The 26,261-nt window shown below is 51.9% G+C and carries 29 protein-coding genes, 1 tRNA gene and 1 pseudogene; 19 read left to right on the forward strand and 12 right to left on the reverse strand.

Features of this window, described 5'->3' with window-relative positions; genetic code table 11:
* Positions 1-13 precede the first annotated feature (13 nt).
* The 3 genes and pseudogenes from BLP78_RS03725 (at position 14) to BLP78_RS03735 (ending at position 2,334) form a co-directional block, all read left to right on the forward strand.
* Entirely contained in the window at positions 14-964 is a 951-nt protein-coding gene (locus BLP78_RS03725) for an efflux RND transporter periplasmic adaptor subunit (RefSeq protein WP_090456639.1), read from the forward strand.
* 87 nt (positions 965-1,051) lie between these two features.
* Positions 1,052-1,213, forward strand: a pseudogene (locus tag BLP78_RS03730) (ATP-binding protein); the annotation flags it as partial.
* Between the two features lie 110 nt (positions 1,214-1,323).
* Positions 1,324-2,334: a zinc-dependent alcohol dehydrogenase family protein gene (locus BLP78_RS03735; RefSeq protein ID WP_090456641.1), complete on the forward strand. Its 1,011-nt coding sequence runs from the start codon at positions 1,324-1,326 to the stop codon at positions 2,332-2,334.
* 52 nt (positions 2,335-2,386) lie between these two features.
* Here the strand turns inward: BLP78_RS03735 and BLP78_RS03740 are convergent, their stop codons facing one another.
* Entirely contained in the window at positions 2,387-2,743 is a 357-nt protein-coding gene (locus BLP78_RS03740) for a DsrE family protein (RefSeq protein WP_090456643.1), read from the reverse strand.
* 345 nt (positions 2,744-3,088) lie between these two features.
* Between BLP78_RS03740 and BLP78_RS03745 the strand changes: the two genes are divergently transcribed.
* Both BLP78_RS03745 and BLP78_RS03755 read left to right on the forward strand, forming a co-directional pair.
* Positions 3,089-3,165, forward strand: a tRNA-Arg gene (locus BLP78_RS03745).
* 658 nt (positions 3,166-3,823) lie between these two features.
* Positions 3,824-4,477, forward strand: a complete 654-nt coding sequence (locus BLP78_RS03755) for a PEP-CTERM sorting domain-containing protein (protein WP_090456647.1) — start codon at positions 3,824-3,826, stop codon at positions 4,475-4,477.
* 304 nt (positions 4,478-4,781) lie between these two features.
* Here BLP78_RS03755 and BLP78_RS03765 read toward each other — a convergent pair whose 3' ends face one another.
* The 5 genes from BLP78_RS03765 to BLP78_RS03780 all read right to left on the reverse strand — a co-directional run bounded on the left by BLP78_RS03765 (position 4,782) and on the right by BLP78_RS03780 (position 7,564).
* Complete coding sequence (locus BLP78_RS03765) at positions 4,782-5,105, reverse strand: type II toxin-antitoxin system RelE/ParE family toxin (RefSeq protein WP_090456651.1); 324 nt, start codon at positions 5,103-5,105, stop codon at positions 4,782-4,784.
* The gene (locus BLP78_RS03770; protein WP_090456653.1) at positions 5,105-5,365 is read right to left on the reverse strand and encodes a type II toxin-antitoxin system Phd/YefM family antitoxin; all 261 of its coding nucleotides are present in this window, start codon (positions 5,363-5,365) and stop codon (positions 5,105-5,107) included. Before BLP78_RS03770 ends, BLP78_RS03765 begins: the two co-directional genes overlap by 1 nt.
* Before the next feature lie 239 nt (positions 5,366-5,604).
* Positions 5,605-6,696, reverse strand: a complete 1,092-nt coding sequence (locus BLP78_RS15755; RefSeq protein ID WP_218118912.1) for a DUF4263 domain-containing protein — start codon at positions 6,694-6,696, stop codon at positions 5,605-5,607.
* 11 nt (positions 6,697-6,707) lie between these two features.
* Positions 6,708-7,370 (reverse strand): ATP-binding protein, encoded by a 663-nt coding sequence (locus BLP78_RS15760; protein ID WP_218118913.1) that lies wholly within the window; start codon positions 7,368-7,370, stop codon positions 6,708-6,710.
* Positions 7,367-7,564, reverse strand: a complete 198-nt coding sequence (locus BLP78_RS03780) for a hypothetical protein (RefSeq protein ID WP_090456655.1) — start codon at positions 7,562-7,564, stop codon at positions 7,367-7,369. The genes BLP78_RS15760 and BLP78_RS03780 overlap by 4 nt, the downstream gene beginning before the upstream one ends.
* A gap of 185 nt (positions 7,565-7,749) precedes the next feature.
* Here BLP78_RS03780 and BLP78_RS15905 point away from each other — a divergent pair, with 185 nt between their 5' ends.
* Both BLP78_RS15905 and BLP78_RS15135 read left to right on the forward strand, forming a co-directional pair.
* The gene (locus BLP78_RS15905; protein ID WP_256330016.1) at positions 7,750-7,884 is read left to right on the forward strand and encodes a hypothetical protein; all 135 of its coding nucleotides are present in this window, start codon (positions 7,750-7,752) and stop codon (positions 7,882-7,884) included.
* Between the two features lie 797 nt (positions 7,885-8,681).
* Entirely contained in the window at positions 8,682-8,897 is a 216-nt protein-coding gene (locus tag BLP78_RS15135) for a hypothetical protein (RefSeq protein ID WP_025041609.1), read from the forward strand.
* Between the two features lie 216 nt (positions 8,898-9,113).
* Here the strand turns inward: BLP78_RS15135 and BLP78_RS03785 are convergent, their stop codons facing one another.
* The 5 genes from BLP78_RS03785 to BLP78_RS15140 form a co-directional block, all read right to left on the reverse strand.
* Positions 9,114-9,497 carry a hypothetical protein gene (locus BLP78_RS03785; RefSeq protein ID WP_090456657.1) on the reverse strand — a complete coding sequence of 128 codons (384 nt, stop codon included), beginning with the start codon at positions 9,495-9,497 and terminating at the stop codon, positions 9,114-9,116.
* Between the two features lie 227 nt (positions 9,498-9,724).
* Positions 9,725-11,611 (reverse strand): bifunctional tRNA (5-methylaminomethyl-2-thiouridine)(34)-methyltransferase MnmC2/FAD-dependent 5-carboxymethylaminomethyl-2-thiouridine(34) oxidoreductase MnmC1, encoded by a 1,887-nt coding sequence (gene mnmC / locus BLP78_RS03790; protein WP_090456659.1) that lies wholly within the window; start codon positions 11,609-11,611, stop codon positions 9,725-9,727.
* Between the two features lie 184 nt (positions 11,612-11,795).
* Positions 11,796-12,545 carry a TerC family protein gene (locus BLP78_RS03795; protein ID WP_090456661.1) on the reverse strand — a complete coding sequence of 250 codons (750 nt, stop codon included), beginning with the start codon at positions 12,543-12,545 and terminating at the stop codon, positions 11,796-11,798.
* Between the two features lie 172 nt (positions 12,546-12,717).
* Positions 12,718-13,704, reverse strand: coding sequence for an L-histidine N(alpha)-methyltransferase (egtD, locus tag BLP78_RS03800; RefSeq protein ID WP_090456663.1), 987 nt, complete (start codon positions 13,702-13,704; stop codon positions 12,718-12,720).
* On the reverse strand, positions 13,691-13,948 hold the full coding sequence (locus BLP78_RS15140; RefSeq protein WP_143002886.1) for a hypothetical protein: 258 nt from the start codon (positions 13,946-13,948) through the stop codon (positions 13,691-13,693). The genes egtD and BLP78_RS15140 overlap by 14 nt, the downstream gene beginning before the upstream one ends.
* Before the next feature lie 464 nt (positions 13,949-14,412).
* Between BLP78_RS15140 and BLP78_RS03805 the strand changes: the two genes are divergently transcribed.
* Positions 14,413-14,889: a PRC-barrel domain-containing protein gene (locus BLP78_RS03805; RefSeq protein WP_090456665.1), complete on the forward strand. Its 477-nt coding sequence runs from the start codon at positions 14,413-14,415 to the stop codon at positions 14,887-14,889.
* 25 nt (positions 14,890-14,914) lie between these two features.
* On the opposite strand, the gene BLP78_RS03810 is transcribed toward BLP78_RS03805, so the two are convergent.
* Entirely contained in the window at positions 14,915-15,235 is a 321-nt protein-coding gene (locus tag BLP78_RS03810) for a hypothetical protein (RefSeq protein WP_090456667.1), read from the reverse strand.
* 34 nt (positions 15,236-15,269) lie between these two features.
* Between BLP78_RS03810 and BLP78_RS03815 the strand changes: the two genes are divergently transcribed.
* The 11 genes from BLP78_RS03815 (at position 15,270) to trpA (ending at position 26,253) form a co-directional block, all read left to right on the forward strand.
* Positions 15,270-16,412: an MFS transporter gene (locus tag BLP78_RS03815; RefSeq protein WP_090456669.1), complete on the forward strand. Its 1,143-nt coding sequence runs from the start codon at positions 15,270-15,272 to the stop codon at positions 16,410-16,412.
* A 112-nt stretch (positions 16,413-16,524) separates the two neighbouring features.
* On the forward strand, positions 16,525-17,934 hold the full coding sequence (leuC, locus tag BLP78_RS03820) for a 3-isopropylmalate dehydratase large subunit (protein ID WP_090456671.1): 1,410 nt from the start codon (positions 16,525-16,527) through the stop codon (positions 17,932-17,934).
* 53 nt (positions 17,935-17,987) lie between these two features.
* The gene (locus tag BLP78_RS03825; protein WP_025041599.1) at positions 17,988-18,113 is read left to right on the forward strand and encodes an entericidin A/B family lipoprotein; all 126 of its coding nucleotides are present in this window, start codon (positions 17,988-17,990) and stop codon (positions 18,111-18,113) included.
* Positions 18,114-18,129: 16 nt separating this feature from the next.
* A complete protein-coding gene (gene leuD, locus BLP78_RS03830; protein WP_090456674.1) occupies positions 18,130-18,768 on the forward strand; it encodes a 3-isopropylmalate dehydratase small subunit in 639 nt (212 codons plus the stop codon).
* Positions 18,769-18,802: 34 nt separating this feature from the next.
* A complete protein-coding gene (gene leuB / locus BLP78_RS03835; RefSeq protein WP_090456676.1) occupies positions 18,803-19,864 on the forward strand; it encodes a 3-isopropylmalate dehydrogenase in 1,062 nt (353 codons plus the stop codon).
* Positions 19,865-19,913: 49 nt separating this feature from the next.
* Complete coding sequence (asd, locus tag BLP78_RS03840) at positions 19,914-21,026, forward strand: aspartate-semialdehyde dehydrogenase (protein ID WP_090456678.1); 1,113 nt, start codon at positions 19,914-19,916, stop codon at positions 21,024-21,026.
* 491 nt (positions 21,027-21,517) lie between these two features.
* On the forward strand, positions 21,518-22,522 hold the full coding sequence (locus BLP78_RS03845) for a type IV pilus assembly protein FimV (RefSeq protein ID WP_143002887.1): 1,005 nt from the start codon (positions 21,518-21,520) through the stop codon (positions 22,520-22,522).
* A 205-nt stretch (positions 22,523-22,727) separates the two neighbouring features.
* On the forward strand, positions 22,728-23,534 hold the full coding sequence (gene truA / locus BLP78_RS03850) for a tRNA pseudouridine(38-40) synthase TruA (RefSeq protein WP_090456886.1): 807 nt from the start codon (positions 22,728-22,730) through the stop codon (positions 23,532-23,534).
* 70 nt (positions 23,535-23,604) lie between these two features.
* Positions 23,605-24,231, forward strand: coding sequence for a phosphoribosylanthranilate isomerase (locus BLP78_RS03855; protein ID WP_256330019.1), 627 nt, complete (start codon positions 23,605-23,607; stop codon positions 24,229-24,231).
* Complete coding sequence (gene trpB / locus BLP78_RS03860; RefSeq protein ID WP_090456687.1) at positions 24,218-25,414, forward strand: tryptophan synthase subunit beta; 1,197 nt, start codon at positions 24,218-24,220, stop codon at positions 25,412-25,414. The genes BLP78_RS03855 and trpB overlap by 14 nt, the downstream gene beginning before the upstream one ends.
* Positions 25,415-25,425: 11 nt before the next feature.
* Positions 25,426-26,253, forward strand: a complete 828-nt coding sequence (gene trpA / locus BLP78_RS03865; RefSeq protein WP_090456704.1) for a tryptophan synthase subunit alpha — start codon at positions 25,426-25,428, stop codon at positions 26,251-26,253.
* Positions 26,254-26,261 lie beyond the last annotated feature (8 nt).

Raw genomic sequence — 26,261 nt, forward strand, 5'->3', positions numbered from 1 at the left:
CGGCTATATACATATGCTCGCAAATAGTCAAAAGCTAACAATAGGAATAAAGCGCTGGAATCCCAAGCGCTTTATCAAACAAGTTTTGTTTGTCTGCGGATACTGCGGAATGACTTCTGCCGGAGCGGCCGAATTCGATTGCTTGATCGAGGCCCGCCAAATGGTCGATATCAGGCCGAGCATGACTGGAATTATCGAGAAAATTTGGGTGGACCGTGGTGAGAGTGTCAGCACTGGCCAAGTACTTGTAACCCTGGATTCCGGCTTGGAAAAAGCCACAATGGAGCTTGCGAAATACCGTTCAACTATGGAGGGCGCAATTCAGGCTAGTGAAAGCCGGTCCGAGTATGCATCACTAAAACATAGTCGTCGCGAACAATTACTTGCACAAAAATTTGTATCGGTACAGGATCGTGATGAAGCAGCGACGGAGAAGCGGCTAGCTGAGGCAGAACTGCGTGAGGCGCTCGATAATAAACGGGTAGCGGAGCTGGAATATCGACGCGCCAGCGAACAGCTACGGCTACGGACTGTAAAGAGCCCATTCAATGGAGTAGTAGTCGATCGCATGATGCACCCCGGAGAGTTGACGGATGCGAGGAGTGAAAACCGAAAAGTCATATTACGAGTGGCGGATATTACTGTTTTGCATGTAGAAGCGCTTTTGCCACTCGAAGCCTATGGAAAGATAAAACCAGGACAATTACTAGAGGTGTTTCCAGAAGCACCATCTATGGGAAGTTCATACAAAGCTAAAGTGAAAATCGTAGATAAAGTCATAGATACAGCTAGCGGCACATTTGGAGTGCGAATGGAAATTCCCAATGGAGATTCCAAGCTACCCGCTGGCATAAAGTGCAAAGTGAGTTTGCCAGGAGTAAACCCGCGTGTTGCAGGTCAGGCTGTTCACCAGCGAACTATGGAACGAAAACAATCGATTTTTGGAGCTACAAATAGCCCATGAGCGGTATTCAAATCAGCCACGGCGCTCGCGCCGTGCGCTTCCTCGGGGTTGGTCTTCACAGGCACTTTACCAAACTTAAATCAACTCAAGGGCGTCATGCACCGGGCCATCAACAGTTATCGCCTGCTCATCATCGACGAGATCGGCTATCTGCCCATGAACCGTGAACAAGCCAATCTGTTCTTCCAGGTGATCGCAGCCCGCTACGAGAAGGGCAGCTTGATTGTTACCAGTAATTTGACGTTCGGCCTACTGGTCGCGTGCTTGTACCGCCGACCAAAGAGGCTTGGTTGGATCAGTAATGGCCGGGCTCGACAGAAGCTCATCATCGATATTTGGCATTGATAGTTGATATTGACATGTCTACGCTAAACGATTCCATGCATGCAATGGTTCTGGAGGGGCCGGGCCAAGCGGTTCAGATGCGCTGCTTGCCTCGCCCACAACCAGGTCCTGATGAGCTGCTTGTCAAGATTGCAGCCTGTGCTGTTTGCCGCACTGATTTGCATGTGGTTGACGGCGAATTGCCCGATCCAAAATTACCTATTATTCCGGGGCATGAAATTATCGGTCGAGTGGTGGCTTGTGGCGCAAATGTTCATAATTTTTCTATCGGCGAACGGATCGGCATCCCTTGGCTGGGATGGACCTGCGGCCATTGTCGGTACTGTCGCAGTGGGCAGGAGAATTTATGTATTACCGCCAAATTCACGGGTTATCAGATCGATGGCGGGTATGCCGAGTACACTGTCGCCGACGCGCGTTATTGTTTTCGCATACCTAGCGTTTATAGCGATGTCGAAGCGGCGCCCCTGATGTGTGCCGGACTAATCGGCTACCGTGCGCTCAGGATGACGGAAGATGCGGAACGGGTCGGAATTTATGGATTTGGCGCCGCCGCCCATATCGTGGCCCAGATTCTGATTCATCAGCGGCGGAAATTGTTTGCATTCACGCGTCCTGGGGATATTGTGGCGCAGGATTTCGCCGGGAGGATGGGTGCTGAGTGGGCAGGCAACTCGGACATGGTGCCACCCGAAGCGCTCGATGCGGCTATCATTTTTGCACCGGTAGGCGCGCTGGTGCCTGCCGCGTTGCGAGCGGTTCGTCCGGGTGGGATTGTCGTTTGTGGGGGTATCCATATGAGCGACATCCCCAGTTTTCCCTACGATATTCTATGGCGTGAAAAGCGTCTGGTCTCGGTCGCCAATCTTACCCGCAGGGATGCCGAAGAATTTCTGGCGCTGGCGCCAGAAGTGCCAATCAGGGTAACCACGGAATCGTTGCCGCTCAGCCAGGCGAATACAGCATTAACGAGGCTGCGTGAAGGAAAGCTAACCGGTGCGGCGGTGCTCATTCCCGAATTTTAGGTCCATCAGGATGAGTTGCGTTGTCGTCCGGCTTACAACATCAGAAAGAACATCAGAAAGCGACACACTTATCACGCTCGGCCACGGCCTTGATATAGTCTCCCATGTTTTTGATCAGCGCGCCGGTTACAAGATCGGGTTCGCCAATCTTTCGCGCAACAGCGCAAGCACCGCACACCCAGATGGGGACGCCTGCCGTTTGTATAGCCACTAAAGTATCTTTTAGCGGCGGCAAATTTACACCCGTTATGTGATCGCCGATCCCAGGGCGCGCAAGCGTCACGGCCTCATTCCACAGAAATAGAATTACGTCATGTCCTTGCTCCCGTGCGGCTTTTGCAGCCATGAAAGGCAGGGTTGCCATGGTCGGATCGTCGGTTCCGTGACTTCCAGAGATGATGAATTGCATAAAGATATCCTTTTATTCGTAGCGGTTCAAAAACCTTGGGGTCAGGCAGCGTTCGTTCCGATACTTTAGCATGAGCGTGATCAGGCAAAACATACCGTTAAAGAAGATATTGGCTGGCGTATTTGTTATCGGCTATCGCTTGATTGCTGCTGTATTTAGCCTATATAAGCCCCGAGCGTTTCAGGCGCCAACTCCGAATGGGTTTGCGACCCATCAAACTCGGGGTCAGTAAAAAATAGCTTTGACCTGAGGGTATATCGCTCTGGTATAATAAATCAGTTCACGCACGGAAATGGAAATATGGCGACGCGAATCGCCAATCTTCCGCGCAAATGATCAGCTTCAGCGCCCGTAGCTCAGTTGGATAGAGTACTTGGCTACGAACCAAGGGGTCGTGGGTTCGAATCCTGCCGGGCGCGCCATAAAATCAATGGATTAGAGCCACACCGCTCTAATCCATTTTTTCTTTGTATTTTCATGGATAAACTTATGGGTAAGCCAAGAAATTGCTGGATTAGCATCGACTTATAGTTTAAGGACTGTTAAATCCAGGTCCCTGATTCGAGCTCAGGTCGAGATTCTTTTTCGCGCTTCGATCCTTGCCATAGCTTCAGCATCCCATCTTTCCAAAGCTATTCATCTGCCTCAATAGGCTCTCCCTCACGCAGCGCCGCTTCGAGCAAATACTCCCAATTGCGTTTCCGCCCTGCACCATTCTTCTTCCGTCAGCAGGTGTGTCAATAATCCAGATCCAGTTCGTCAGCCTGTTTTTTTCATCCTTGCCATCCCGTTCGTGGCAAATCTTCACGGCAATATCCAGAAGCCCAATGCTATTAGCTCTTTATCTCCACTACCGCGCCCAGTAGTTCTCCAGCAGAGCTGCGTGCAACTTTATTCCCATAAAGAATATCGATGGCAGAACGCTCGGCGTAGCTCAACAGAGCTATATGCTAGAACCAGTTGGGCTATTTTAATTCTTTGATTAAAGCGCAGAATTACTGCAACTGATCCGAGGGAGTCAGGAACGTACCCTGGGTTCGCCCGGGAGGGTGATTGTCTTAATTCTTCATGGAGAAGCAAATGAACATACGAACAAAATCAGTTATCGCTGCCCTGATCTTTGGTGGATCAATTTCCACTGCCTCTGCATCTGCTGTCATAACTGACATCACCGCGAGCGGATCCGGTTTGGGCTCCTTTTCCTTCCTTGCCAGTTCCACCGATGACAAAGGCCTTGATCTTTCCAAAGTATTTGGCAGCGTCAACCCGATTACGTTGACTTTTACCGTTGCTCACTCTGTTGGCAATGGCGGTTCTTATAACATTATCGAGTCGATCACCAATAATACGTCAACTGCTTTTAGCGACTTCCACCTCAGCATTGCGCAACCCACGAATATCCCAGGCAACGGCGTGATTTTCACCAGCTTCAACTCATCAACCCTGGGTGGTTTCACGCTCGACTCGCCTTCCGTGAATCAATCCTCTCCCTTCAATTCGAGTGGGCCACGCGACCTTAACTTTACCGGAACCCTGGCGGTAGGAGAGACCGCGAATGCGAGTTTCAGCCTGAAACCGTTCGACCCGGGTACTGGCAACACTTACACCTTTACCATTACCCAGACACCGACGGTTAGCCCGGTTCCTGAACCGGAAACCTACGCCATGCTGCTTGCAGGGCTTGGGTTGATGGGTGCTATAGTACGACGTAGAAACACGAAGCACGACGTTTAGTCGGTGTATCCCCGCTGTCGTTGAGCTCCCGGCACCGGTTCGCGGTGCATGGATTGTTGCAACTCAAGATATAACCCTGCACTTTGCAGGATAGCCGCATACAGACCCGCTTCGGCGGGTTTGATGCTTTCAAGTCGGCCTTCGACCTGACTGAATTGCCCTTCGTGCAGGGGCGCATACCCGGGCAATGTTGTGTGAGGGGAACAAGCTCGTCGGGGCTTTTGCTCTCGCTCTGGTGTTCGAAAGTGTGCTTGATATCATCGACGCCTTCCTGGCAGGTCCTCAAGACACATACTGGAAATTATCACGCGCGCTCCTGTGATTTTTCAGTGCGGAGATCAAAAGCGCGTTCGACATCCATGTTCGGGTGCAATAACCGCAGAACAGTAATCCCATCTTTCCGAGGAAGGTAGAAAGCAATATGGGAAGCGACGGTAAAGGAGCGCACTTCCGGCGCTATCTCGTCCCGTTCAAGCCCGACGCGTGGAGACAGGCTCAGTTTTCTCAGAGCAAGTTCGAGTTCTTCCCGGTAACGGCGTGCCTGAGCAATACCCCAGGCCTGTTTCGTATAGCGGCCAATCTCTCTTAAATCTTCAACAGCTTTTGCGGTGAACTCAAAGCGGGGCATTAATCCACAAGCTCTCTATCGAGTTCCGCAAAGGCCTGCTCGCCTGATATGACGCTTCCTCGTTCCGCCTCATCAAGGCCTTTGCGCACTTCCTGGCGCAAGAATTCGAGCCTAAGCCGCTGATGGTCCTCGAAGGCTGTGGCCGACATGACGACAGCAACGGCGCGACCGTTCTTGGAAATCGTCACGGGTTCGCGTTGCGCCTTATCGAGCAGAGCACCGAAATTGGTTTTTGCATCGGCAGCCGCAATTGTGTCCACTGCAATTCTCCTCCTAATTTCGATCATTATAATTTATTTGATCATTATGATCAAACCCCTTTATCTGCTCCAGCCGCATCTTGGAAAAGATCATCACAACCGCTGCGTTCTTGCTTCTTCGGTTTCATCAGAATTCACCAGAAATCAGTGGATGGCAGCCTTGATTCCGACAAATCCCCCGCCTTTTGAATACCAAAACATCAACATCTATGCGGGTCCGGAAGGTATTTCAGGAGCGACTACGTCGGTGCAATTCCAGTCTTATCGCGCAACAGCCATTGCAACTGGTTTCGAGCAGTTGCAATTAGTTGGTCAAACACCGCAACATTGACGTCGGGTTCACGGTTGATCTGCGGAAAGTCTGGCGAACGACGGCCCCCGATCAAAAGTACTCGTATCGTCGCGCTAATATGTTTTCCAAGATCATGCCGATAGGCAATGGCTTGAATATAGTCGTCATGATTCAGAGAATGGCTTGGTCGTTTGAACTCAATCAGTAAATACTCGCCATTCAGATTCTGATTAAGTAGCAAATCGGGCCGCTGATCAGCTTTATTGCCTACATATTTTTTTTGAAGGTATTCCTCTATCTGGCGTTTCAAAGTGATGTTGGTGCTAAAAAGCGAAAATTCCGGACCGAATACCCATAAGTTGCGTTCCAATGCTTTGTGCATGATTGCTTCGGAAGTCGCAGTATTCAAAGCCAGTTGCTCAAGCTGATCCAAGAACATCGAGCGTGCGCTAGCCTGTTCGACCAGATACGCCATTTCGGCGAGCCCAAAGTCATTCAACCCTTCCGCAATTGCCGCGACATCGCGTGGCCGCGAATCTGCAATGTGCTCCAGCAGTAGGCGATAGTCGGAACGCTCCAGTGCTTCCAGCAATACAAAGACGATAGGCTCAACCTTGCTGTCTGGTTCCCCGTAGTATTTGTCGAGTACCTTTCTGATTGCACGATCGGCAAATTGTCTTTTGTGTTCCGGTAATTCCGCCAAGCGAGTCTGAATCGCCTTCTGTAGCCGCGCCTGGGCCAACTGCATGTCGCGCCGGTATTGCTGTTCGAAAGCTTGCTGGAGAATGGGTTGTACATACGCCTCTACTGCCATTAAAAGTTCGCTGTTCTCAACCGGTGCATCCCATCCAGCAGTAATGTGGTCGCGCAGGCCATCGGCATTCACCTCTCCGTAGAGTTTGCGCAACAACCTCGGTGGAAAGTCGTCACGCTTATCAAGACCAAAGAAACCTGGCTTGCCAACGGACTTGCCATCCACACGCAGGATGATCCCGGGCTGCCGCAAGCCGGCATTCCCGTCACTGATGGCAAATCGCAACTTAACTTTCCCTACCTTTGGCAACTCCTGTTCAACTTCGAAAAACTACCCGATACATCGTCCACATCAAGGCGCTTGCCGTCCACGGTAATCTGGAAGTCGTTTTGGCGACCATAGTCCTGGAGTAATACCTGACGCAGTTTGTTGGCATCAGGAAATGCCATCCCCTGATGGAGGTGCGTCAGTGTGATGGTGGTGTCATGTAATTGTTCGTAACACGATTCGCTCCGAAAGGCGATGTTCAAATGTTCGATATCATCAGCCTGTGTAAGATCCTCCAGACGCAAGGTAAAGCTACAAAGGCGACCTCGTGCTCGCGTTTCCAACGTCATCACTGATGACGCCATCAAGCCCGCGAACTTCCCGATACCCTTGCGCCCCTTGATCAAACGTTTCTTGCCAACGGTTCGGTCGCCACGACGTGAACGAGGATCCCTCGCGATGAAAAGATAGTGGCGACGCAATTCTTCTTCGGTCATGCCGCAACCATCATCCGAGATGATGATGGGCGCATCGCTCAATGGCTTTGGTAATGTCACCGAGACTTGCTCGGCATCGGCATCCCAAGCATTGTCGATCAGTTCTTTCAGAGCTCTTTCGGATGACGAATACTCTTGGCTGAGTAACGTGGCCAAGCGGGAATCCACTCGAAAGTGCAGATCAGATTGACTCATTGGCATGTTCCCTGGATACAGTAAACAGCGTGAATTCCAATGCTAATATTCTCGAAACCGAAAGCTAATTTTTGAATTGTTTTGGCTTCTTTCATTTGTTTATGCTCTTTCAGTCCTGTTTTCCATGCCTTCCATCTGAACCAGAAACCAGAGCAAAAAATACCCTTGGCGCTGTACGTTTGAAAAGCATTCATCTCCCGCGCCTTCGGGGAATTTTCAATTAAAGAACATGAGTCATATTATTCTACTGGTATAGCGTTAACACTGACCTAATTAGGTCAGTGTCGCAGTGGCACTGATTGGAATGTCATTATTAAAATGCTATAAGGATCTGAATTTTTTAGAACCATCCAATAAACCAAGTACTGAACGATATGTGATGAAAACAATCCCCGCTGCCCGCTCCAAATTCCGTGCGACCTGTTTCTTTTTAGTGGTCTGTCATCTCGACAACCATTTGATCGATTACATGTTGAGAAAGCCGATAGCCAAAGAAGCAGTACATGATGACTAACCAAAAACTGGTGGATGCGCTTTAAACCATCGCTCCATTCGCACTCCGGGGAGAACCATCTTAAACCCGCGCACGACAACAAGCTAGAGCTTATCTAGACAACCAATTAGATTTGGGATGACTGCTACATCCTTGCTGCGATGCGGAATCGAAATGGCGGAGTTTTGCGGCTGAGGCGGCCTGTAAAGCGTCTGTGCAGAAAGGTATTTCCTTGTAATTCTTTTAAAATCAAAAATTACATAGTACATAGAAAATAACCGGAAGAGAGTAGTCTCGCCAATAAACTGACCGAACCACCGCCCCGTTTGCGTAGTGCGGAATGTGCCCATGCAGGGTACAAGCAATCCTGTCCACGTGTTCAATAATCTGTACGTCGCCAGTCGCTTACGGTTCTAAAGTGTTAGTGGCTGCCCGAACCATGAAATCGGCCAACATACAGGTAGTGGGGGTGCGTTTTTATGTCACTTTTTTATTTATTTGATCAGCTTTAGCTACTGCAGACGTCTTTCAAAATTTTCCGGCAATACGGTTTTTGCTATACTATTCACCGCATGGAAATATTTATATATCAATAGCTTACATATCATCATCCGGAAATCCATGGTGCATTTGCTATTATATAAGTTATTGATATATAATAGCTATTATATAGCAGCCGAGCTGGGTGCGAACCAAGGTATTCGTGGTCTGAATCCCAAGAGCCATAACAAGGGATTAGGCATGTTGCCTAATCCCTGATTTTTTTGGGCTAGCGGCGTTCCTCAGAGCGACACTTCCAATAACCTTCATATTCAACCATGCCTACATCCATTTATTGCTACCACTGCCACATTCCCCATGACCGCAGCGAAATGCGATTGGTCGTTACGAAGACGGGCAAGCGATGGCGCTGCGAGCGCAGCATCAAGAGCGCCCAGGCCGACAGAAAAACCCGCGATGCTTTCGGGCGGCAGATTTCGGCCCTTAATAAGGCAGACGCCCAGGCGAGAATCAGGATGACATTGAAAGAATAAACAACTCAACGATTACCAGCTTTAGCTGGTAATTGTTGAGTCGATATAGATAATTAATTGAAAAGCAAGGCAGCGGACGTTTGCCGGCTATAAATCGTGGATAGCAGGTTCGAATCTGCTGGGTCTTCAAATCAAAAGGGGTCAGGCAAAAGCCTGACCCCTTTTTTAAGCGTTGAATTAGCTCGAATGCGTATTTGATTTATAGTCGTGTCCGGCTCATGCAGATTCTTTCTTGACTAAAGTAAGATTGGTATCTGCCAGCAAGCCTCCAAGAAAGCACTGGAAGCTCATATCTTTTTTCAGTACGGCGCGGACGTCGATTATGAGGCGTAATCGCCCGCTTTCCAGCCTCAGAAGCTTCAGGTAATTGGGAAAAAGATGATGTGCCGGTACAGCAATTCCGTTGCCCGCGCGTTCTGCCGGATAACTCACCCATTCAGGCACCAGGCCGGACTGGTGTATGGCGGCTTCGGACTCTTCAAATACATAGGCTGTAATGCCAATGGCGGCACTCGTCCAGTAACTGATCGGTATAAGCGGTTGTGCTGCCTGAAGGGTTTGTGCGGCTTGCGGCGATTCACGCTTGGGTTTGGCTTTCATAAGGCTCCTCTGTAAGCGGGGTTAGAACTGCTCTCCCGTCGCAGATCGGCGGAATGGCTGAGATCAGGTCCTGGTTCCTGGTGTAAGTTCAGGCGGAACTGTCCAAATGCCATAGCATGTCCGGGAGAGATATGCGTATTTTAAGGGTTTTAAAGTGCGTTGCCCATTGGACCAAAGTACACCTCCCGCTATCGCCAGCCGCCAGTCGCAAACCCAAGGCAGATTATTCAAGTTCCCGATGAGCGTATCCCGATCGTTGGGCTGGCTATATGGCGTGAAGTCTCTCTTGCACGCTTTGCGACAGGAGCAAGCGCATTAACCACAGCCAATGGCAGGGGCAGCAACTGTTCACAGGATGCCGATGCGATCAATTCGGCGGAAAGTCCCGCGCTTATCAGGCCGCGAGTGCCATGGCCCAGGCTGGTATATAGCCCAGGCGACAATTTTCCCACCAGCGGCATTGCGCCGGGGAGAGAGGCTCTTACCGATGCACGGCCGTCAAGCTGACTAATGTCCAACGAATCCGTATTCATCGATCTGGCTAATACTGCGGATATTTCTGTCAATCGGGATAAATTTTTGGCATGGTCGGCTATGCGCAAATCAATTGTTTCATCATTGAAGCTGTGCGTCGCACCCATCATATGTACGCCTGCAATTGAGGGGAGCAGATAGCCGCCGGTACAAACGATGGTTCGCAGATTACGGCTATGCGATGTCGCGGGTAATGCGGTGATTTGCCCCCGTACCGGCGTCAGCGGCAGGCTTGCCAACGGAGCAAACGATTTCACCTCATATCCAGTGCAAACGACCACTAGCTGAGCCTCATGGCACCAAGCCTGTTCACGCTGGTTCTTCCCCTCCACACGCCAGCCGGCATCCACCGCTGTCAATGATTCGACACGATGGGCGGTGAAGTGAGCGATGGCTGGGTTCGACGCCAATGCCGCGCACATCCGCGGTGGAACCACCCAGCCTCCGGCGGGGAACCACAGCCCTCCACATGCCAGCTCGATGCCCGCCAGCAGCGACGCTTCAGCCGCATCTACGCGCCGCAATACATGTGGCGGCCAATCGAGTGCCGCTAGTTTGTCGATACGTTTGGCTTCTTCCGCTGAAAATGCCAGTTGCAGTTCTCCACATTCAGCCCGGACGATGCCATCTATGGGCAGCTTTTCATCGAGCAGGGCGAGAGCATGCCCATAGGAGGCCAGAACGAAGCGTTGCAGCGAGTTCATACCGGCGGCCAGACGGGTGTGCAGTATGCCGCTGGGGTTGCCCGATGCCCCTGCGGCCAGCGCAGGCGATCGCTCGATCAGCTTAACGGAGACGCCGCGCATCGCCAGCGCTGAAGCAGCGGCACAACCGGCCACACCCCCGCCGATGACGATGGCTGTTGCCGGAATGGATCGAGCAGGGGGCGACCCAGGAAGGCCGCCCTGCAGCATTTCACGTTTCAGGCCGAAGCCGGGTGATTTGCTTACCTGGAACCCGGCTTGCTCCAAGCCGCGCCGTACGTGGCCGGCGCAGGTATAGGTGGCAAACGTCGCACCTGGCCGGGAGGCCTGCACGATGCCCTGGAATACCTGCTGAGTCCACATTTCGGGATTACGGGCGGGTGAAAAGCCATCCAGAAACCATGCGTCGATCCCGCCGCAGATTTCAGGCAGCGCCTTGGCGACATCGTCCACTACCAACGTGAGGCGTACTCGGCCTTCGCCGAAGCTCCACCGATTCCAGCCAGGTACGCGGCGCCGCCAGCGCTTGATGAGTTCGTTGGCATAGCCTTGCAGCGCCGGCCATTGTGCCAATGCGTCGTTCAGCTCCCGCTCAGAGAGCGGATATTTTTCGACGCTGAAAAAATCCAGGCTGCGTCTGGATGGGAATGGGATAACTTCGTCGAATAGCTGCCACGTACATAAAAAACTCAATCCCGTGCCGAACCCTGTCTCGCCGACGGCAAATCCATCCCCGCTTGGCAATGATGCAAAACGCTCAGCCAGGCGGTTGCCTTCCAGAAAAACGTGGCGTTTTTCCGCCACACCGGAATCTCTTGAGAAATAGATGTCGCCGAAGCGGGAAGAAAACGGTTGGCCGTTCTGCCAATCGAGCATCAGCGGAAGGAGTTTAAATATCCATTCAAGCTGCGAGCTTGAATGGATTGCGCTGAAGGGAATGATTAGCCGGATTCAACATAACTTGGCCAGGTCAGTTATCACATCAACGGATGGCGTAAGCGGAAACGCAGAAAATATAAAGATCAAACGATACGCGGTACTTACATACCAGATTCGGCAATCACTCGATGTTATCTATCTGCCTGTGCAATTTTATCGTCTCCGCAGTTTTTTTACGCATTCGAAGGTTGAGAAATTCCACACCGACCGAAAATGCCATCGCAAAATAAATATAACCCTTCGGGATATGGACATCGAAACCTTCGACGATGAGCGTCATCCCTACCAGTATCAAGAACGAAAGAGCAAGAATCTTGATGGTCGGGTGATCCTCGACAAAATCACCGATGGGCTTAGCCGCCATCAACATTACCAGCACTGCCAGAATGATGGCAATGGCCATCAATGTGATATGTTCCACCAGCCCGACAGCGGTAATGACCGAGTCCAGCGAAAATACAATGTCCAGGATGGCAATCTGTATCAGCACCATGCCCATGCTGGTAACGGCGATATTTTTGGCGTTATCCCCTGCGCCCTCGAGACTGTTATGGATTTCATGCGTCGCTTTGAACAGCAGGAACATCCCCCCCCCGATCAGCACGATATCCCGGCCGGAAACCGAATTGCCAAGTACGGTAAACCACGGTTCAGTCAAACCCATTACCCATGTAATGGAGAACAGTAAGCCAAGACGGGTAAGCATTGCCAAGCCCAGCCCCATTCTTCTTGCGAAATTACGCTGAGCTTCAGGAAGACGACCGACAAGAATCGAAATGAAAATAATGTTGTCTATGCCTAAAACAATTTCCAGCGCAGTTAACGTCAACAATGCTACCCACGACTCGGGACTCGTTACCCACTCAAGCATCAATTTCCCTCATGGTCATGGTTAATGCCGGCCTTGATTGGCGCACTATTTTGCTGCCCGGCTTTTGCTGGGTGTCATCATGAAGTTCATCGCTAGCTTATTACGCTGATTTTTCTGATCGCTATACTGCGGAGCGCTTATTACAGCGCGGGAAACAGCCAAAAAATGCCGTTTATATTATCACGCCCAGGCTTACCGCGAACCAGCAATGAGGATCGGTCCAGGTATGTTCCACCTCGAAGCCGCCGCACTGGAGCAGGTCTTTCAGGCGCTCAATTGTATACTTATAGCTATTTTCCGTATGAATGCGCTCACCTTGATAGAACTGCAACGTGGTATCCAGCGCGTCGACTCTGACGGATTGGGGACGTGTGCTTTCCAGATGCAATTCGATGCGGGAGGCTTTGCGGTTCCAAAAAGATACATGGCTAAAAGAATCCGGTTCGAATTGGCCGCCAAGTTCGCGGTTGATTCTCACGAGAAGATTCTTGTTGAACGAAGCGGTTATTCCAGCGCTGTCATTATACGCCGCATGCATGACATTCGCGTCCTTGACGAGATCTACCCCAAGCAGTAGCTGATCTCCGCTCGATAGGTGCTGTGCTACATTTCGGAGCAGCGCAATGGCTTCGCCATGTTCCAGATTGCCGATACTCGAGCCGATATACAAGACCAGACGCGGCGAGGGCTGTTGTTTCAGAAACCCGAGGTCTTCGAAATCTCCAATTTGTGGATGCACGTTCACTGCGCCCATTTCTCTTTCCACTTCATCTTTAGCCAACTGCAGGGCCGCGTCGGATACATCCAGCGGAAAGTAATTCACGCTGCATTGCCGTCGCAACAATGAACGCAACAAAATGCGCGTCTTGGTCGCCGTCCCTGCGCCGAGTTCACTGACGGACACGTCCTGGCCGAGCCGGCCGCATATTTCGTCGGCATGGGTCATCAGTATGGCGGCTTCCGTTCGCGTCGGGTAATACTCGGGCAAGCAGGTAATTTTTTCAAATAGAGCCGAACCCTGGGCATCGTAGAGCAGCTTCGGGGGCAGGCTCTTAGGCATGCGTGTGAGGCCCAGGAGTACGTCTCCTGCTATTACCGGCGCCGAACCCGGCATGAGCGTGGGGGTCGAGATTCGATTCAAACGCTCAGGCGCAATCATGTGCTCGCCCCATCATCGGTAAACCGGGTGTGTGGAGAAATGCCGACGCGTCTGGAGCAGTGTGAGCTGAACGCATGGACGGCGTTAAAACAAATGCTCCAGAGTCAGGCATGGACTGGATAGTCTGGTCACCTATAGTAGGCATTTCGGCAAGCCTCAGGGTCTGATTGCGCACCTCGTCATACCGCCCTGGCCGCGTGAGCGGTAGCGAAGATCCGATGTGTTGGCTGAAAGTTTCGGGCATGGGGTATCTCGTCTTTTTGAAGTCGTTATCGACGCGAATTGAAAACTGGTTAAACAAAAAAGCGATGCTATTCTCTTAAAATTGTTTATGAAGAATGGTGTTCGTGAACTCGTGAACCTCTTTATGCAAATGTGTTACGCATGCGAATTCTCATCGATTCTCGTTAACTCTGCTGTGCATTTTCTATAAACACCGATATGCATTCTGTGCGCTGCCAGACATAGGGGCGCGGTTGCTGGCGGACAGTACTGATTGCCGTTGGTGAATATTTATGGGTGTGTCAGACAACGGCTATCTTTGTACGTTACCGCACTGACCCGTTTTAGGAGTTCACGCATTCTGTACCCGTCTGAATCGCTTTTGAAGCTAATCGAAGCGGTCAGGAATGAAATCAGGGAAGTTCTCGTTAAAAAGCAAAACGAAACCGAAAGCCTGAAATTAAACTACTTTTACAGGAGATAACCATGAGTTATGAAGATCGTGATACTTACGGTATGTACAAAAGCGATGGCGAAAACGAGGGTCCCGGACCTCGGTTGATGGGTGCCGATACGCTCATTGGAGAGGACGTCTACAATCGGAAAGACGAGGATCTGGGCGACATCAAGGAAATTATGCTGGATATGAACAATGGCAAAATCGCTTACGCGGTATTGTCTTTTGGCGGATTCATGGGTATGGGCGACAAGCTTTTTGCTGTGCCCTGGAGTGCATTGAAGCTGGATACGGAGAACAAGCGTTTCATACTCGATGTGGATAAGAAACGCCTCGACTCCGCTCCGGGATTCGATAAGGACAACTGGCCCGATATGGCGGATCCGAGCTGGCAGAATACCATTAACGCCTACTATGGAACAAAGACATACACTGACACAAGCTACGCGGACACAAAGTCCACCAAGGACTACACGACGCCGGCTCAAAAAACAACGAAAGAATAATACCTGTGGCGCGGATCGGCACTGATCATGTAAAAACGAGACCATGGTGACCATACGCATAAATAATAGGCAAAGACGAAGGCGCTGAATCGCGCAACGGCTTGATTTCTTGAGTTGGAGTCAAAGAGGCAAGTTTATCTTGCCTCTTTGTTTTATATCGCTCGACTTTCCACCAATCCGGTAATAAACGAAGAACTTCGGGTCGTGTAAACCTGTCGTCAATAAGGTAAATGACGCCTTGATCCAGAACGATAGGCGAAATGGAATCGTCGCGGTGTTGATAGCGGATAGAAATATCGCTGACGATCTGAGCCGTTAGCTGCTCCGCAGTGAAGGGTGACTGCACATCGATTCATGCGTAGGCTGTTAAACTCTGCCAGATGCAACCAATCCCTTACTGGCGCCTTTCCGGCTTTTATTTCTTCCATTTCGCTTTCATCGGTGCTTTTGCTCCTTACTGGAGCCTCTACCTGAAATCCCTTTCGTTCAGCGCCTTTCAGATTGGCATACTCATGTCCCTCCTGCATGTGACGCGTATTTTTGCGCCGGCTGCCTGGGGCTGGCTTGCCGATCATACCGGCAAGCGGTTGCTGATCGTACGATCGGCGGCAATTACAGGCTTGATAAGTTATTGCGCGGTTTTTTTCGGCGAGTCGTTTACATGGCTATTCGTGACCATGGCGCTGCTAAGTTTTTTCTGGAGTGCCTCTTTGCCCTTGATCGAAGCAACCACGCTTTCCTATCTTGGTGAGAGCACCGCAAAGTATGGGCGTATTCGAGTCTGGGGTTCAGTAGGATTTATTTTCGCGGTGACAAGTGTCGGCTATCTGCTTGATTTAACGAATATTGCTGCACTATTGTGGGCAGTGCTCGGATTCAAGCTGGGCATTGTCATCTTTTCGCGCCAGATCCCGGAGGGCGAGATAGTGGCCCATGCTGCCGATAGTCACTCCATTCGGCAAATATTCAAACGTCCGGAAGTGCTGGCGTTTTTCGCCGCCTGTTTGTTGATGGCGCTTGCGCATGGCCCCTATTACACTTTCTATTCCATTTATCTGGTGGAAAACGGTTATAGCAAGAGCATGGTCGGTTGGCTGTGGGCTATCGGCGTAATTTGTGAAATAGGTATTTTTTTCCTGATGCCCCAGTTGATGCACCGTTTTAGCCTCAAGCAGATCATGGTTTTCAGCCTGAGCTGCGCGATAGTGCGTTTCTTGATGATCGGCTGGGGAGTGGACTGGCCGGCCATCATATTATTGGCGCAAATACTTCACGCTGCGACCTACGGTGCTCATCACGCTACGGCCATGATGTTCGTGCATCGACTCTTTCGCGGGCGCCATCAAGGCAAGGGGCAAGCGCTCTACACCAGCCTTACATTCGGCATCGGTGGCACGATTGGCGGGATATTCAGCGGCTATGCCTGGGAATCGCTCGGGCCGGGCCTTACATTTACCGTGAGCGCAGCCGCTGTTCTGCTTGGGTTGACATTGGTAGTGTGGAAGATGGACGTTGAGCGGTAACGGAAAACGAGGTGCAACGCTCATGTCACTGTTTCTTGCTGTCCCATTATGGGATAATTTCAGATTCCACCGGAATCGAGGTTCGATTAAACCTAAATCCGAATTCTGAGAAATGCAAACGCTATACGACAAACTCTGGCAAAGCCATGTGGTACATGAGGAATCCGATAAGCCGGATGGCATGACCTTGCTCTATATCGACCGTCACCTTGTGCACGAGGTCACCAGCCCGCAGGCATTCGAAGGATTGAAGCTGGCTGGACGCAAGCCGTGGCGGCTGGATTCGATACTGGCTGTAGCCGATCATAACGTGCCCACCACCCGGCGTGACCACGGCATCAGCGACCCGATCTCGCGTCTCCAGGTAGAGACCCTTGACCAGAATTGCGAGGAACTGGGCATCACTGAATTCAGGATGAATGACCTGCGCCAGGGTATTGTTCACGTAATAGGCCCGGAGCAGGGCGCTACGTTGCCCGGCATGACGGTGGTATGCGGTGATTCGCATACCAGTACGCACGGTGCATTTGCCTGTCTTGCCTTTGGTATCGGCACTTCGGAGGTGGAGCACGTGCTCGCGACACAGTGTTTGCTTTTGAAAAAAGCAAAAACGATGCGGGTTGCAATCGAGGGCGACCTTGGTCATGGCATCACCGCCAAGGATATCGCGCTTGCCCTGATTGGTGAGATCGGTACGGCGGGCGGCACGGGCTATGCCATTGAATTCGCCGGCAGCGCCATACGCGAACTCTCCATGGAGGCACGGATGACGCTTTGCAACATGGCTATCGAGGCGGGCGCGCGCGCAGGCATGGTAGGGGTGGACGATACTACTATCGACTATCTCAGGGGGCGGCCTTTTGCACCAAAAGGTGATTTGTGGGACAGAGCCGTGGTGTACTGGCGCACGCTGAAAAGCGACGAGGGTGCAAGCTTCGACAAGACGATATCGCTGGATGCGGCACAGATCAAGCCGCAGATAACCTGGGGAACGTCTCCCGAAATGGTGGCGGCTATCGACGGAAAGGTGCCTGATCCTTCGCGAATTACCGATAGCGTGAAGCGCCACGATATGGAGCATGCGCTGAAGTATATGGGACTTGCTCCCAACACCCCGATCAGCGAAATTCGTCCGGATAAGATATTCATCGGTTCCTGCACAAATGCGCGCATTGAAGATCTGCGGGCTGCGGCGAAGGTGGTGAAAGGGAGGCGTATTGCCGCGAGCATCAAGCTTGCGATGGTGGTGCCGGGTTCGGGCCTGGTAAAGCAGCAGGCGGAACAGGAAGGGCTGGACCGGATATTTCTTGATGCCGGCTTTGAATGGCGGGAACCGGGTTGCTCGATGTGCCTCGCGATGAACGATGACCGGCTTGAATCCGGCGAGCGTTGTGCTTCTACTTCCAATCGCAATTTCGAGGGCAGGCAGGGGTCGGGGGGGCGTACTCATCTGGTGAGCCCGGCCATGGCGGCAGCCGCTGCGGTAGCGGGACATTTTGTCGATGTACGGGAAATATATTAAAATTCCGGGGCAATAAAAACGGGTTCTTTTTTTACTACAAAACGGGAGTTGCAATGAGAACGTTTTCAATGATGGTTGCCTTGATCGCTGTCTTCGGTCTGTCCGCATGTAATACCATGCAAGGCTTCGGTAAGGATCTCCAGAGTGGTGGTGAAGCGATACAAAAACAGGCACAATAGATAGAGTTATTGGCTCGTGAAAAAATTTGTTTTCTGCGACGGATTGGTGGCGCCGCTTGATCGCGCTAATGTCGATACCGACGCCATCATTCCCAAGCAATTTCTGAAATCCATCAAACGGTCTGGTTTCGGGCAGAACCTGTTTGACGAGTGGCGCTATCTGGATCACGGCGAACCAGGCATGGATGCCGCCCGGCGCAAGCCCAATCCGGATTTCATACTCAATCTGGCGCGTTACCAGGGTGCGCAAATACTGCTTGCACGCTCAAATTTCGGCTGTGGTTCGAGCCGCGAACACGCGCCGTGGGCACTTCAGGACTATGGCTTTCAAGTGGTCATCGCGCCTAGTTTCGCTGATATTTTTTTCAACAACTGTTTCAAGATCGGCCTGCTTCCCATTGTGCTCGATACAGCTGACGTGGACCAGTTGTTCTCGGAGGTAGAGGCCACTGCGGGCTATCGGTTGCGGGTTGACTTGCAGCATCAATCGGTAACGACGCCCAGCGGTAAATCCTTCTCTTTCGATATCGATCCCTTCCGTAAACATACTTTATTGAATGGCCTGGATGAAATTGGTCTGACTTTGCAACATATGGACAGGATCAAGGCCTTTGAAGAGAAGCACCGGGCTGCACAGCCTTGGTTGTTTACATGATTTTTCTTCCGGTTTAAACGAAGCGAAGGATTTTATGAAAATTGCAATCCTGGCTGGAGACGGTATCGGCCCGGAAATTATCGCCCAGGCTGTGCGAGTGCTGGAAGCATTAAGAAGCGACGGGTTAAAGTTTGAGCTGGAACCGGGCTTATTGGGTGGTTGTGCCGTAGAAGCAACTGGTGAGCCGTTTCCGGAAGCGACACGCAATCTTGTGGCCGGTGCGGATGCCGTGATCCTGGGTGCCGTTGGAGGTCCCCAGTTTGACACGCTGCCGCGTCACCTGCGGCCGGAACGAGGTTTGCTCAGTATTCGAAAGGCGCTGAATCTGTTTGCCAACCTGCGCCCCGCGATACTTTATCCTGAGCTTGCCAATGCTTCGACGCTAAAACCCGAAGTGGTGGCGGGCCTGGATATTCTCATCGTGCGTGAATTGACGGGCGATATCTATTTCGGCGAGCCGCGGGGCATTGAATGTCGCGACGGCCAGCGTGTTGGTTACAATACCATGATCTACAGCGAAACCGAGATTCGCAGAATTGCCCGGGTGGCTTTTCAGGCGGCGCGTAAACGTCATCGCAGGCTTTGCTCGGTGGACAAGATGAATGTGCTCGAATGCACTCAACTATGGCGCGACGTGGTGACCGAGACAGCGAAAGATTACCCCGACGTGGAGCTCTCGCACATGCTGGTGGATAATGCCGCTATGCAATTGGTGCGCAATCCTCGGCAGTTCGATGTGATGGTGACGGGCAACATGTTCGGCGATATCCTGTCGGATGAAGCTTCCATGCTGACCGGTTCGATCGGCATGCTGCCATCGGCCTCGCTGGACGACAGAAACAAGGGCCTTTATGAGCCCATACATGGTTCCGCTCCCGACATTGCCGGCAAAGACGTGGCTAATCCCCTGGCAACGATATTGTCGGTGGCGATGATGCTGCGCTATACGTTCGACCAGGAAGCGGCAGCCTCCCGCATCGAGAGCGCGGTAAAGAAAGTCCTGGCCCAGGGGTATCGCACTGAAGACATCTACGAGGCGGGAACGAAAAAGGTCGGCACGGCGTCAATGGGCGATGCGGTCCTGGCAAATATATAGGTAAATGGTTTAAAGAGACCAGGTTCAGTTTCCTGGAGAGAGGCGATCGATGAAACGAGTAGGATTTATTGGCTGGCGGGGCATGGTAGGGTCGGTGCTCATGCAGCGCATGCGGGAAGAAAATGATTTTGCATTGGTGGAGCCGACTTTCTTTTCCACTTCCCAGAAAGGCGGCAAAGGTCCGGATATCGGCCAGGAAACGCCGTTGCTCGAGGATGCGCATGATATAGACCAGCTTAAGTCGATGGACATCCTTGTTTCCTGCCAGGGCGGAGACTACACCAGCGCGATCTTCCCCAAACTGCGTGAAGCGGGCTGGCGGGGTTACTGGATCGATGCGGCCTCCACATTGCGCATGGTAGACGACGCAATTATCATACTCGACCCCGTCAATCTGCCGGTTATCGAGCAGGCGCTGCACGACGATGTCAAAAATTACATCGGTGGCAATTGCACTGTCAGCTTGATGCTGATGGCTGTGGGCGCATTGTTCGAAGAAGATCTGGTGGAATGGATGAGCGCCATGACCTATCAGGCCGCATCCGGCGCGGGCGCGCAGAACATGCGGGAATTATTGCTGCAAATGGGTGAAGCGCATCGTGTGGCGAAAAATTTGCTGGATGACCCGGCCGCGGGCATACTTGACATTGACAGGGAGGTTGCGGGGACATTGCGCAATGGGAATTTTCCCACCGCGAATTTCGGTGTGCCGCTGGCAGGCAGCCTCATACCCTGGATAGACAAGGATCTGGGCAACGGACAGACCAGAGAAGAATGGAAAGGCCAGTCCGAGACGAACAAGATCCTGGGGCGCGCTGATCAGATGATACCTGTCGATGGTATTTGTGTTCGCGTCGGGGCAATGCGATGCCATAGCCAGGCGCTGACCATCAAGCTCAAGAAGGACGTCCCGCTGGATGAGATAGAGGGTATTCTTGCTGCATCCAACAGTTGGGTACGGGTTATTCCGAACGAGCGCGAGAGCACCTTGCAAGAGCTGACTCCGGCTGCGGTTACCGGAAAACTGACGATTCCAGTGGGGAGGCTGCGCAAGCTTGCCATGGGAGGAGAATATCTCTCGGCGTTTACAGTGGGAGATCAGTTATTGTGGGGCGCGGCGGAACCTTTGCGCAGGATGCTGAGAATTCTGGTTCAAGCCTGAGAGTCGGTGGAGTTGCCTTTTGCCTCATTCGGGAAGAAATTTGATTTATCCCGGATGTTTCATAAATTCGCGTGATGATTGCGCAGGATTTTGTTTTGTAGGGAGATTTTGTGAAAGAGTGGCGTAGTTATTCATACGCCCGACTGAGCGAAATTTTCATACGAAACAAAAGACCAGCGAGGGCGCGCGAATTTATGAAACATCCGGGTTATGCGAGTCGTGCAAAATGGGACTTATATTAATTCCATGCTTAAGCGATTTTCCTGTTTTTCCGATAGAAAATCATCTCAACGATCCTGCTCACGGTATTCGCTTGGCGGGTTGATGCCGATAACGTTCCGCAGCAATATTTATTTGCTTCCCTGTAAACGAGGTCCGGGTATAACTTGGCGGGAGGGTTAGTAATAGACTAACAATAGACAAGCTTCAGCCAAATGTTAATGCCGGCCCCGTGATATTTATCCATATATCCTCCTCAAGAGTGTACGGCTGTGCGGAAGTTTACTTCTAAAGCATGTTTGTTTTTATTTGCAATTTTTTTGCCGGTAGCCGGATATGCAGTTGGCTTGGGCAGGCTGACCGTCAATTCGGCTCAGGGACACTCTTTTAAAGCAGAAATCGAACTGGTTGCGGTAAAGAAAGAAGAGAAACCTTTTCTAGTGGCGCGTCTTGCCTCACAAGAAACGTATCGCCAAGCCAACATCGATTATTCTTCTGTCCTCTCGACATTTAATGCGAGCATTGAAACCCGCTCCGACGGGCAGCCCTACGTCAGGATCATGTCTCCACAACCCATTGCCGAACCGTTTCTCAATATGTTGGTTGAGCTGAATTGGTCGTCGGGACGATTACTGCGCGAATATACCGTGCTGTCCAGTCCGTCCGAAATTGATACGCATCCGCCCTCGGAATCGGTCGTTGGCAAATCAGATGCGTCAGTCAAGCAGGATGAGAAGTTGCCAATACAGGATGAGTTGGATTCCGCCAGCAAGGCTCATACTGCCTATGGTCCGGTAAAGCAGGGCGATACTTTAGTCAGAATAGCGAAAAATATCGTTTTTCCCGCTGGGGTGAGCTTGAATCAGATGCTGGTCGCGTTGCATCGCGCAAATTGCGATGCTTTCTTCGGTAATAATATGAATCAGCTCAAGACAGGACCTATTTTAAGGATACCGAATAATAGTGAAGTCGGTGCGATAACCCCAGCGGAAGCCAATCGGGAAGTGAAAGCACAGACTGCGGTTTGGTACCGGCGGAGGTTTGCGGATAGAGAAGGGGCAACCGAGGAACTGAAGCAAACGGTCGGCGGAAGGATTGACCCCGCTGTTGAGACGGATATTATTCCGGCCCAGGAGCTTTCCGGTGAGATTTTAAAGCTTTCAAAGGTGAAGAAAGCGGGAATAGGAGCATATACATCAGAAACAATATCGGTGGGATCGTGGGCGACGAGGCAGGCGGAAAAGAGCCAAGTGCCTAGCGTGGGCTCTATGCAATGAAGGAGGGTCCTGCAGCAAAGCACAGGTCGCTTGACGAAATCAAGAATAACTCATACACAACATAAACAAGCTGGATTATTACCGGACTGCCCTTTTCATTCATATGTTCAATTCTTCTGCTTCTTCCGCAAAATTTGCTTAATGAATCTCTGTTCAAGTGGCATGTGGGCGCTACGATAAAAATAGGCGCACAGGCGTCCGTGCCGTGAGAATTGCATTAGTGCTGGAGTACGATGGCAGCAGTTTTTGTGGCTGGCAAAGCCAGCGATCAGGTGGTTCGGTCCAGGATGCAGTGGAAGCCGCGTTATCCAGAATCGCATGCGGGGATGTTCGAGTAGTAACCGCCGGGCGCACTGATGCCGGCGTTCACGCCGCGTATCAGGTAGTGCATTTCGATACGCAGGCAGAGCGGCCCATGGGAGCCTGGGTTCGCGGGGCTAACGCGCTATTACCGGACAGCATCGCGATACTATGGGCATCCGAGATTGCGGATGATTTCCATGCGCGCTACTGTGCCGTCGAGCGCTGTTACCTCTATCTGCTATTGAATCATCCTGCGCGCCCGGGGCTTTACCAAGGAAATATCGGCTGGTTTCATCAGACTCTTGACATTGAACCCATGCAGGCCGCCGCGCAGATGCTGCTGGGAGAGCATGACTTCAGCGCTTTCAGGGCGGCCGAGTGCCAGGCAAAATCTCCCATACGCAATCTGACGAAGCTGGAAATTATCCGGTTGGGCGACACCATCGCATTCGAACTGCGTGCCAATGCGTTTTTGCATCACATGGTGCGCAATATCATCGGTTGCCTGATATATGTGGGAAAGCGCAAATATCCACCTGAATGGATAGGCGCGCTGCTTGAAAGCGGTAAGCGTAGCGATGCGGCGCCGACTTTTTCCGCTGCCGGATTATACCTGGCGGGCATTACTTATGATGCCAAATGGAAGTTACCGTCTTTTGTCGAACCACCGCTTGCCGCGGTATTGCCGAGGACGAGCAGGCCCCGCTAACCGTCTCGGTCGCGGACCCGCCGATGGTGCCGCACAAAACTCAGCGAAAGGGAAAGAAGAAATTGCAAGTATGTCTACCAAAGTAAAAATTTGCGGTATAACGCGTGTGGAGGATGCGCTGGCAGCAGTGCGTTTTGGTGCCAACGCCATTGGGTTTGTATTCTGGAAGAAAAGTGCGCGTTATGTGACGCCGGCAAAAGCGCAGGAAATTATTGCCGCGCTACCACCATTCATTACCACGGTGGGTGTCTATGTCGATCCTGATCCGGATTGGGTGGAAGAAACGTTTTCTGTAGCCAGCCTGAATTTGCTGCAATTTCATGGCAATGAAGACCCCGGGTTTTGCCGGCAATTTCCCCGGTCTTATATAAAGGCGATGCGAGTCCGGGCGAGCGTAGATTTGCTACAATACGCCACCCGTTATACCGGGGCCAGCGGATTGTTGCTGGATACCTATGTCGAAGGCGAACCGGGCGGCACAGGCCATGCGTTTGACTGGCGTCTGATTCCTCGGGAATTACCGCTGCCCCTGATTCTTTCGGGAGGACTGCACCCGGGTAATGTTACCAGTGCGATCCAGCAGGCACAGCCTTGGGCAGTAGATGTATCAAGTGGCGTGGAAAGCGCCAAAGGTATCAAGGACGTGGAAAAAATTGCCGCTTTCATGCAAGGAGTTCGAACCAGTGAAAGTTTATGATCTTCCGGATAGCCATGGGCACTTTGGTCCCTATGGCGGTATTTTTGTCGCTGAAACACTTATTGCAGCGCTGGAGGATTTGCGCGCTCAGTACGAGCATTATCGTAATGACACCGATTTTCAGGCGGAATTTGCTTACGAGTTAAAGCACTACGTGGGGCGGCCCAGCCCCATCTATCATGCCAGAAGATGGTCGGCACATCTGGGAGGGGCGCAGATTCTGCTGAAGCGTGAAGACCTGAATCATACCGGGGCGCACAAGATCAATAATGCTATCGGGCAGGCACTCCTGGCCAGGCGCATGGGGAAATCGCGCGTGATTGCCGAGACCGGCGCGGGCCAGCACGGTGTAGCCAGCGCTACAGTCGCCGCGCGCTATGGCATGGAATGTGTCGTTTACATGGGTTCCGTCGATGTGGAACGCCAGGCCGCCAACGTTTATCGGATGAAGCTCCTGGGAGCAACGGTCATACCGGTCGAATCAGGTTCGCGAACACTGAAGGACGCCCTGAATGAAGCCATGCGCGACTGGGTAACCAACATCGAAGATACGTTCTATATTATTGGCACCGTAGCGGGACCGCATCCCTATCCGATGATGGTACGCGACTTCCAGGCAATTATCGGACGGGAAGCAATCGTGCAGATGCAAGAGGAATACGGGCGGCAGCCGGATGCGTTGATTGCCTGCGTGGGTGGCGGGTCAAATGCCATCGGCCTTTTTTATCCTTATATAGAAAGTAATGTAAGGATGGTCGGCGTGGAGGCGGCGGGACGCGGAATTGAGAGCGGGCAGCATGCGGCTTCCCTGACGATGGGAAGATCCGGCGTATTGCACGGAAATCGCACCTATCTGATCCAGGATGAGAACGGTCAGATTGTCGAGACCCACTCTATTTCAGCCGGACTGGATTATCCTGGCGTCGGCCCCGAACACGCCTGGCTCAAGGACAGTAATCGTGCTGAATATATCGCCATTACCGACGACCAGGCGCTGGAGGCGTTCCATTCACTGTGCCATTACGAGGGCATCATACCGGCGCTGGAGTCCAGTCATGCGCTGGCTTATGCCGCCCGGCTCGCGCCCTCGCTTGGCAAGGATAAGCTGCTGCTGGTGAACCTGTCCGGACGCGGGGACAAAGATATGGCCACTGTAGCGCAGGCTTCCAATATAACCTTCTGAAATCATCATACATGTCTCGTATCGCTACCGTATTCGGCAACCTGCTCCAGAAAAAAAGAAAAGCACTGATTCCTTTCATCACTGCCGGCGACCCGGAGCCCGCAATGATGGTTCCATTGATGCATGAGCTGGTAAAGGCAGGCGCCGACATCATCGAACTGGGTGTCCCGTTTTCAGACCCCATGGCGGATGGGCCGACCATACAGCGGTCTTCGGAACGCGCGCTCAAGCATGGTGTGGGTCTGAAGGATGTGCTGACAATGGTGGAGGAATTCAGGAAAACCGATACATACACACCGGTTGTACTGATGGGTTATGCCAACCCGATAGAATCGATGGGCTACGAGAAATTCGCGGCGGGAGCAAAAAAATGCGGGATAGATGGCGTGCTGGTAGTGGATTATCCACCGGAAGAGTCCCGGGAATGGGTAAGCAATCTTGAACGCCAGCAAATAGATGCGATTTTCCTGCTTTCTCCCACTACTCCGCAAGTGCGCGTCGAGCGGGTAGCGGAGCTGGCGCGGGGATACATATATTATGTTTCGCTAAAAGGCGTAACCGGTGCATTAAGTCTCGATCTCCGCGATGTCGCCAACAAACTGGTTCAGTTGCGTACCCGCATCTCCATTCCCATTGGCGTCGGTTTCGGCATACGCGATGGCGCAACGGCCAAAGCCGTGGCGAGCCTCGCCGATGCTGTCGTGATAGGTAGCCGCATCATTGAAGAAATAGAAAATTCCACCAGGGAGAATCTATTAACGAACGTATACGGCTTGGTAAAAAATCTCCGTGCCGCCATCGACGAAACCAGCGCTGAACACGCGACATCCATCATTTAAACCAATTT

Source organism: Nitrosospira sp. Nsp1 (assembly GCF_900100985.1).
Taxonomy (GTDB): Bacteria; Pseudomonadota; Gammaproteobacteria; order Burkholderiales; family Nitrosomonadaceae; genus Nitrosospira.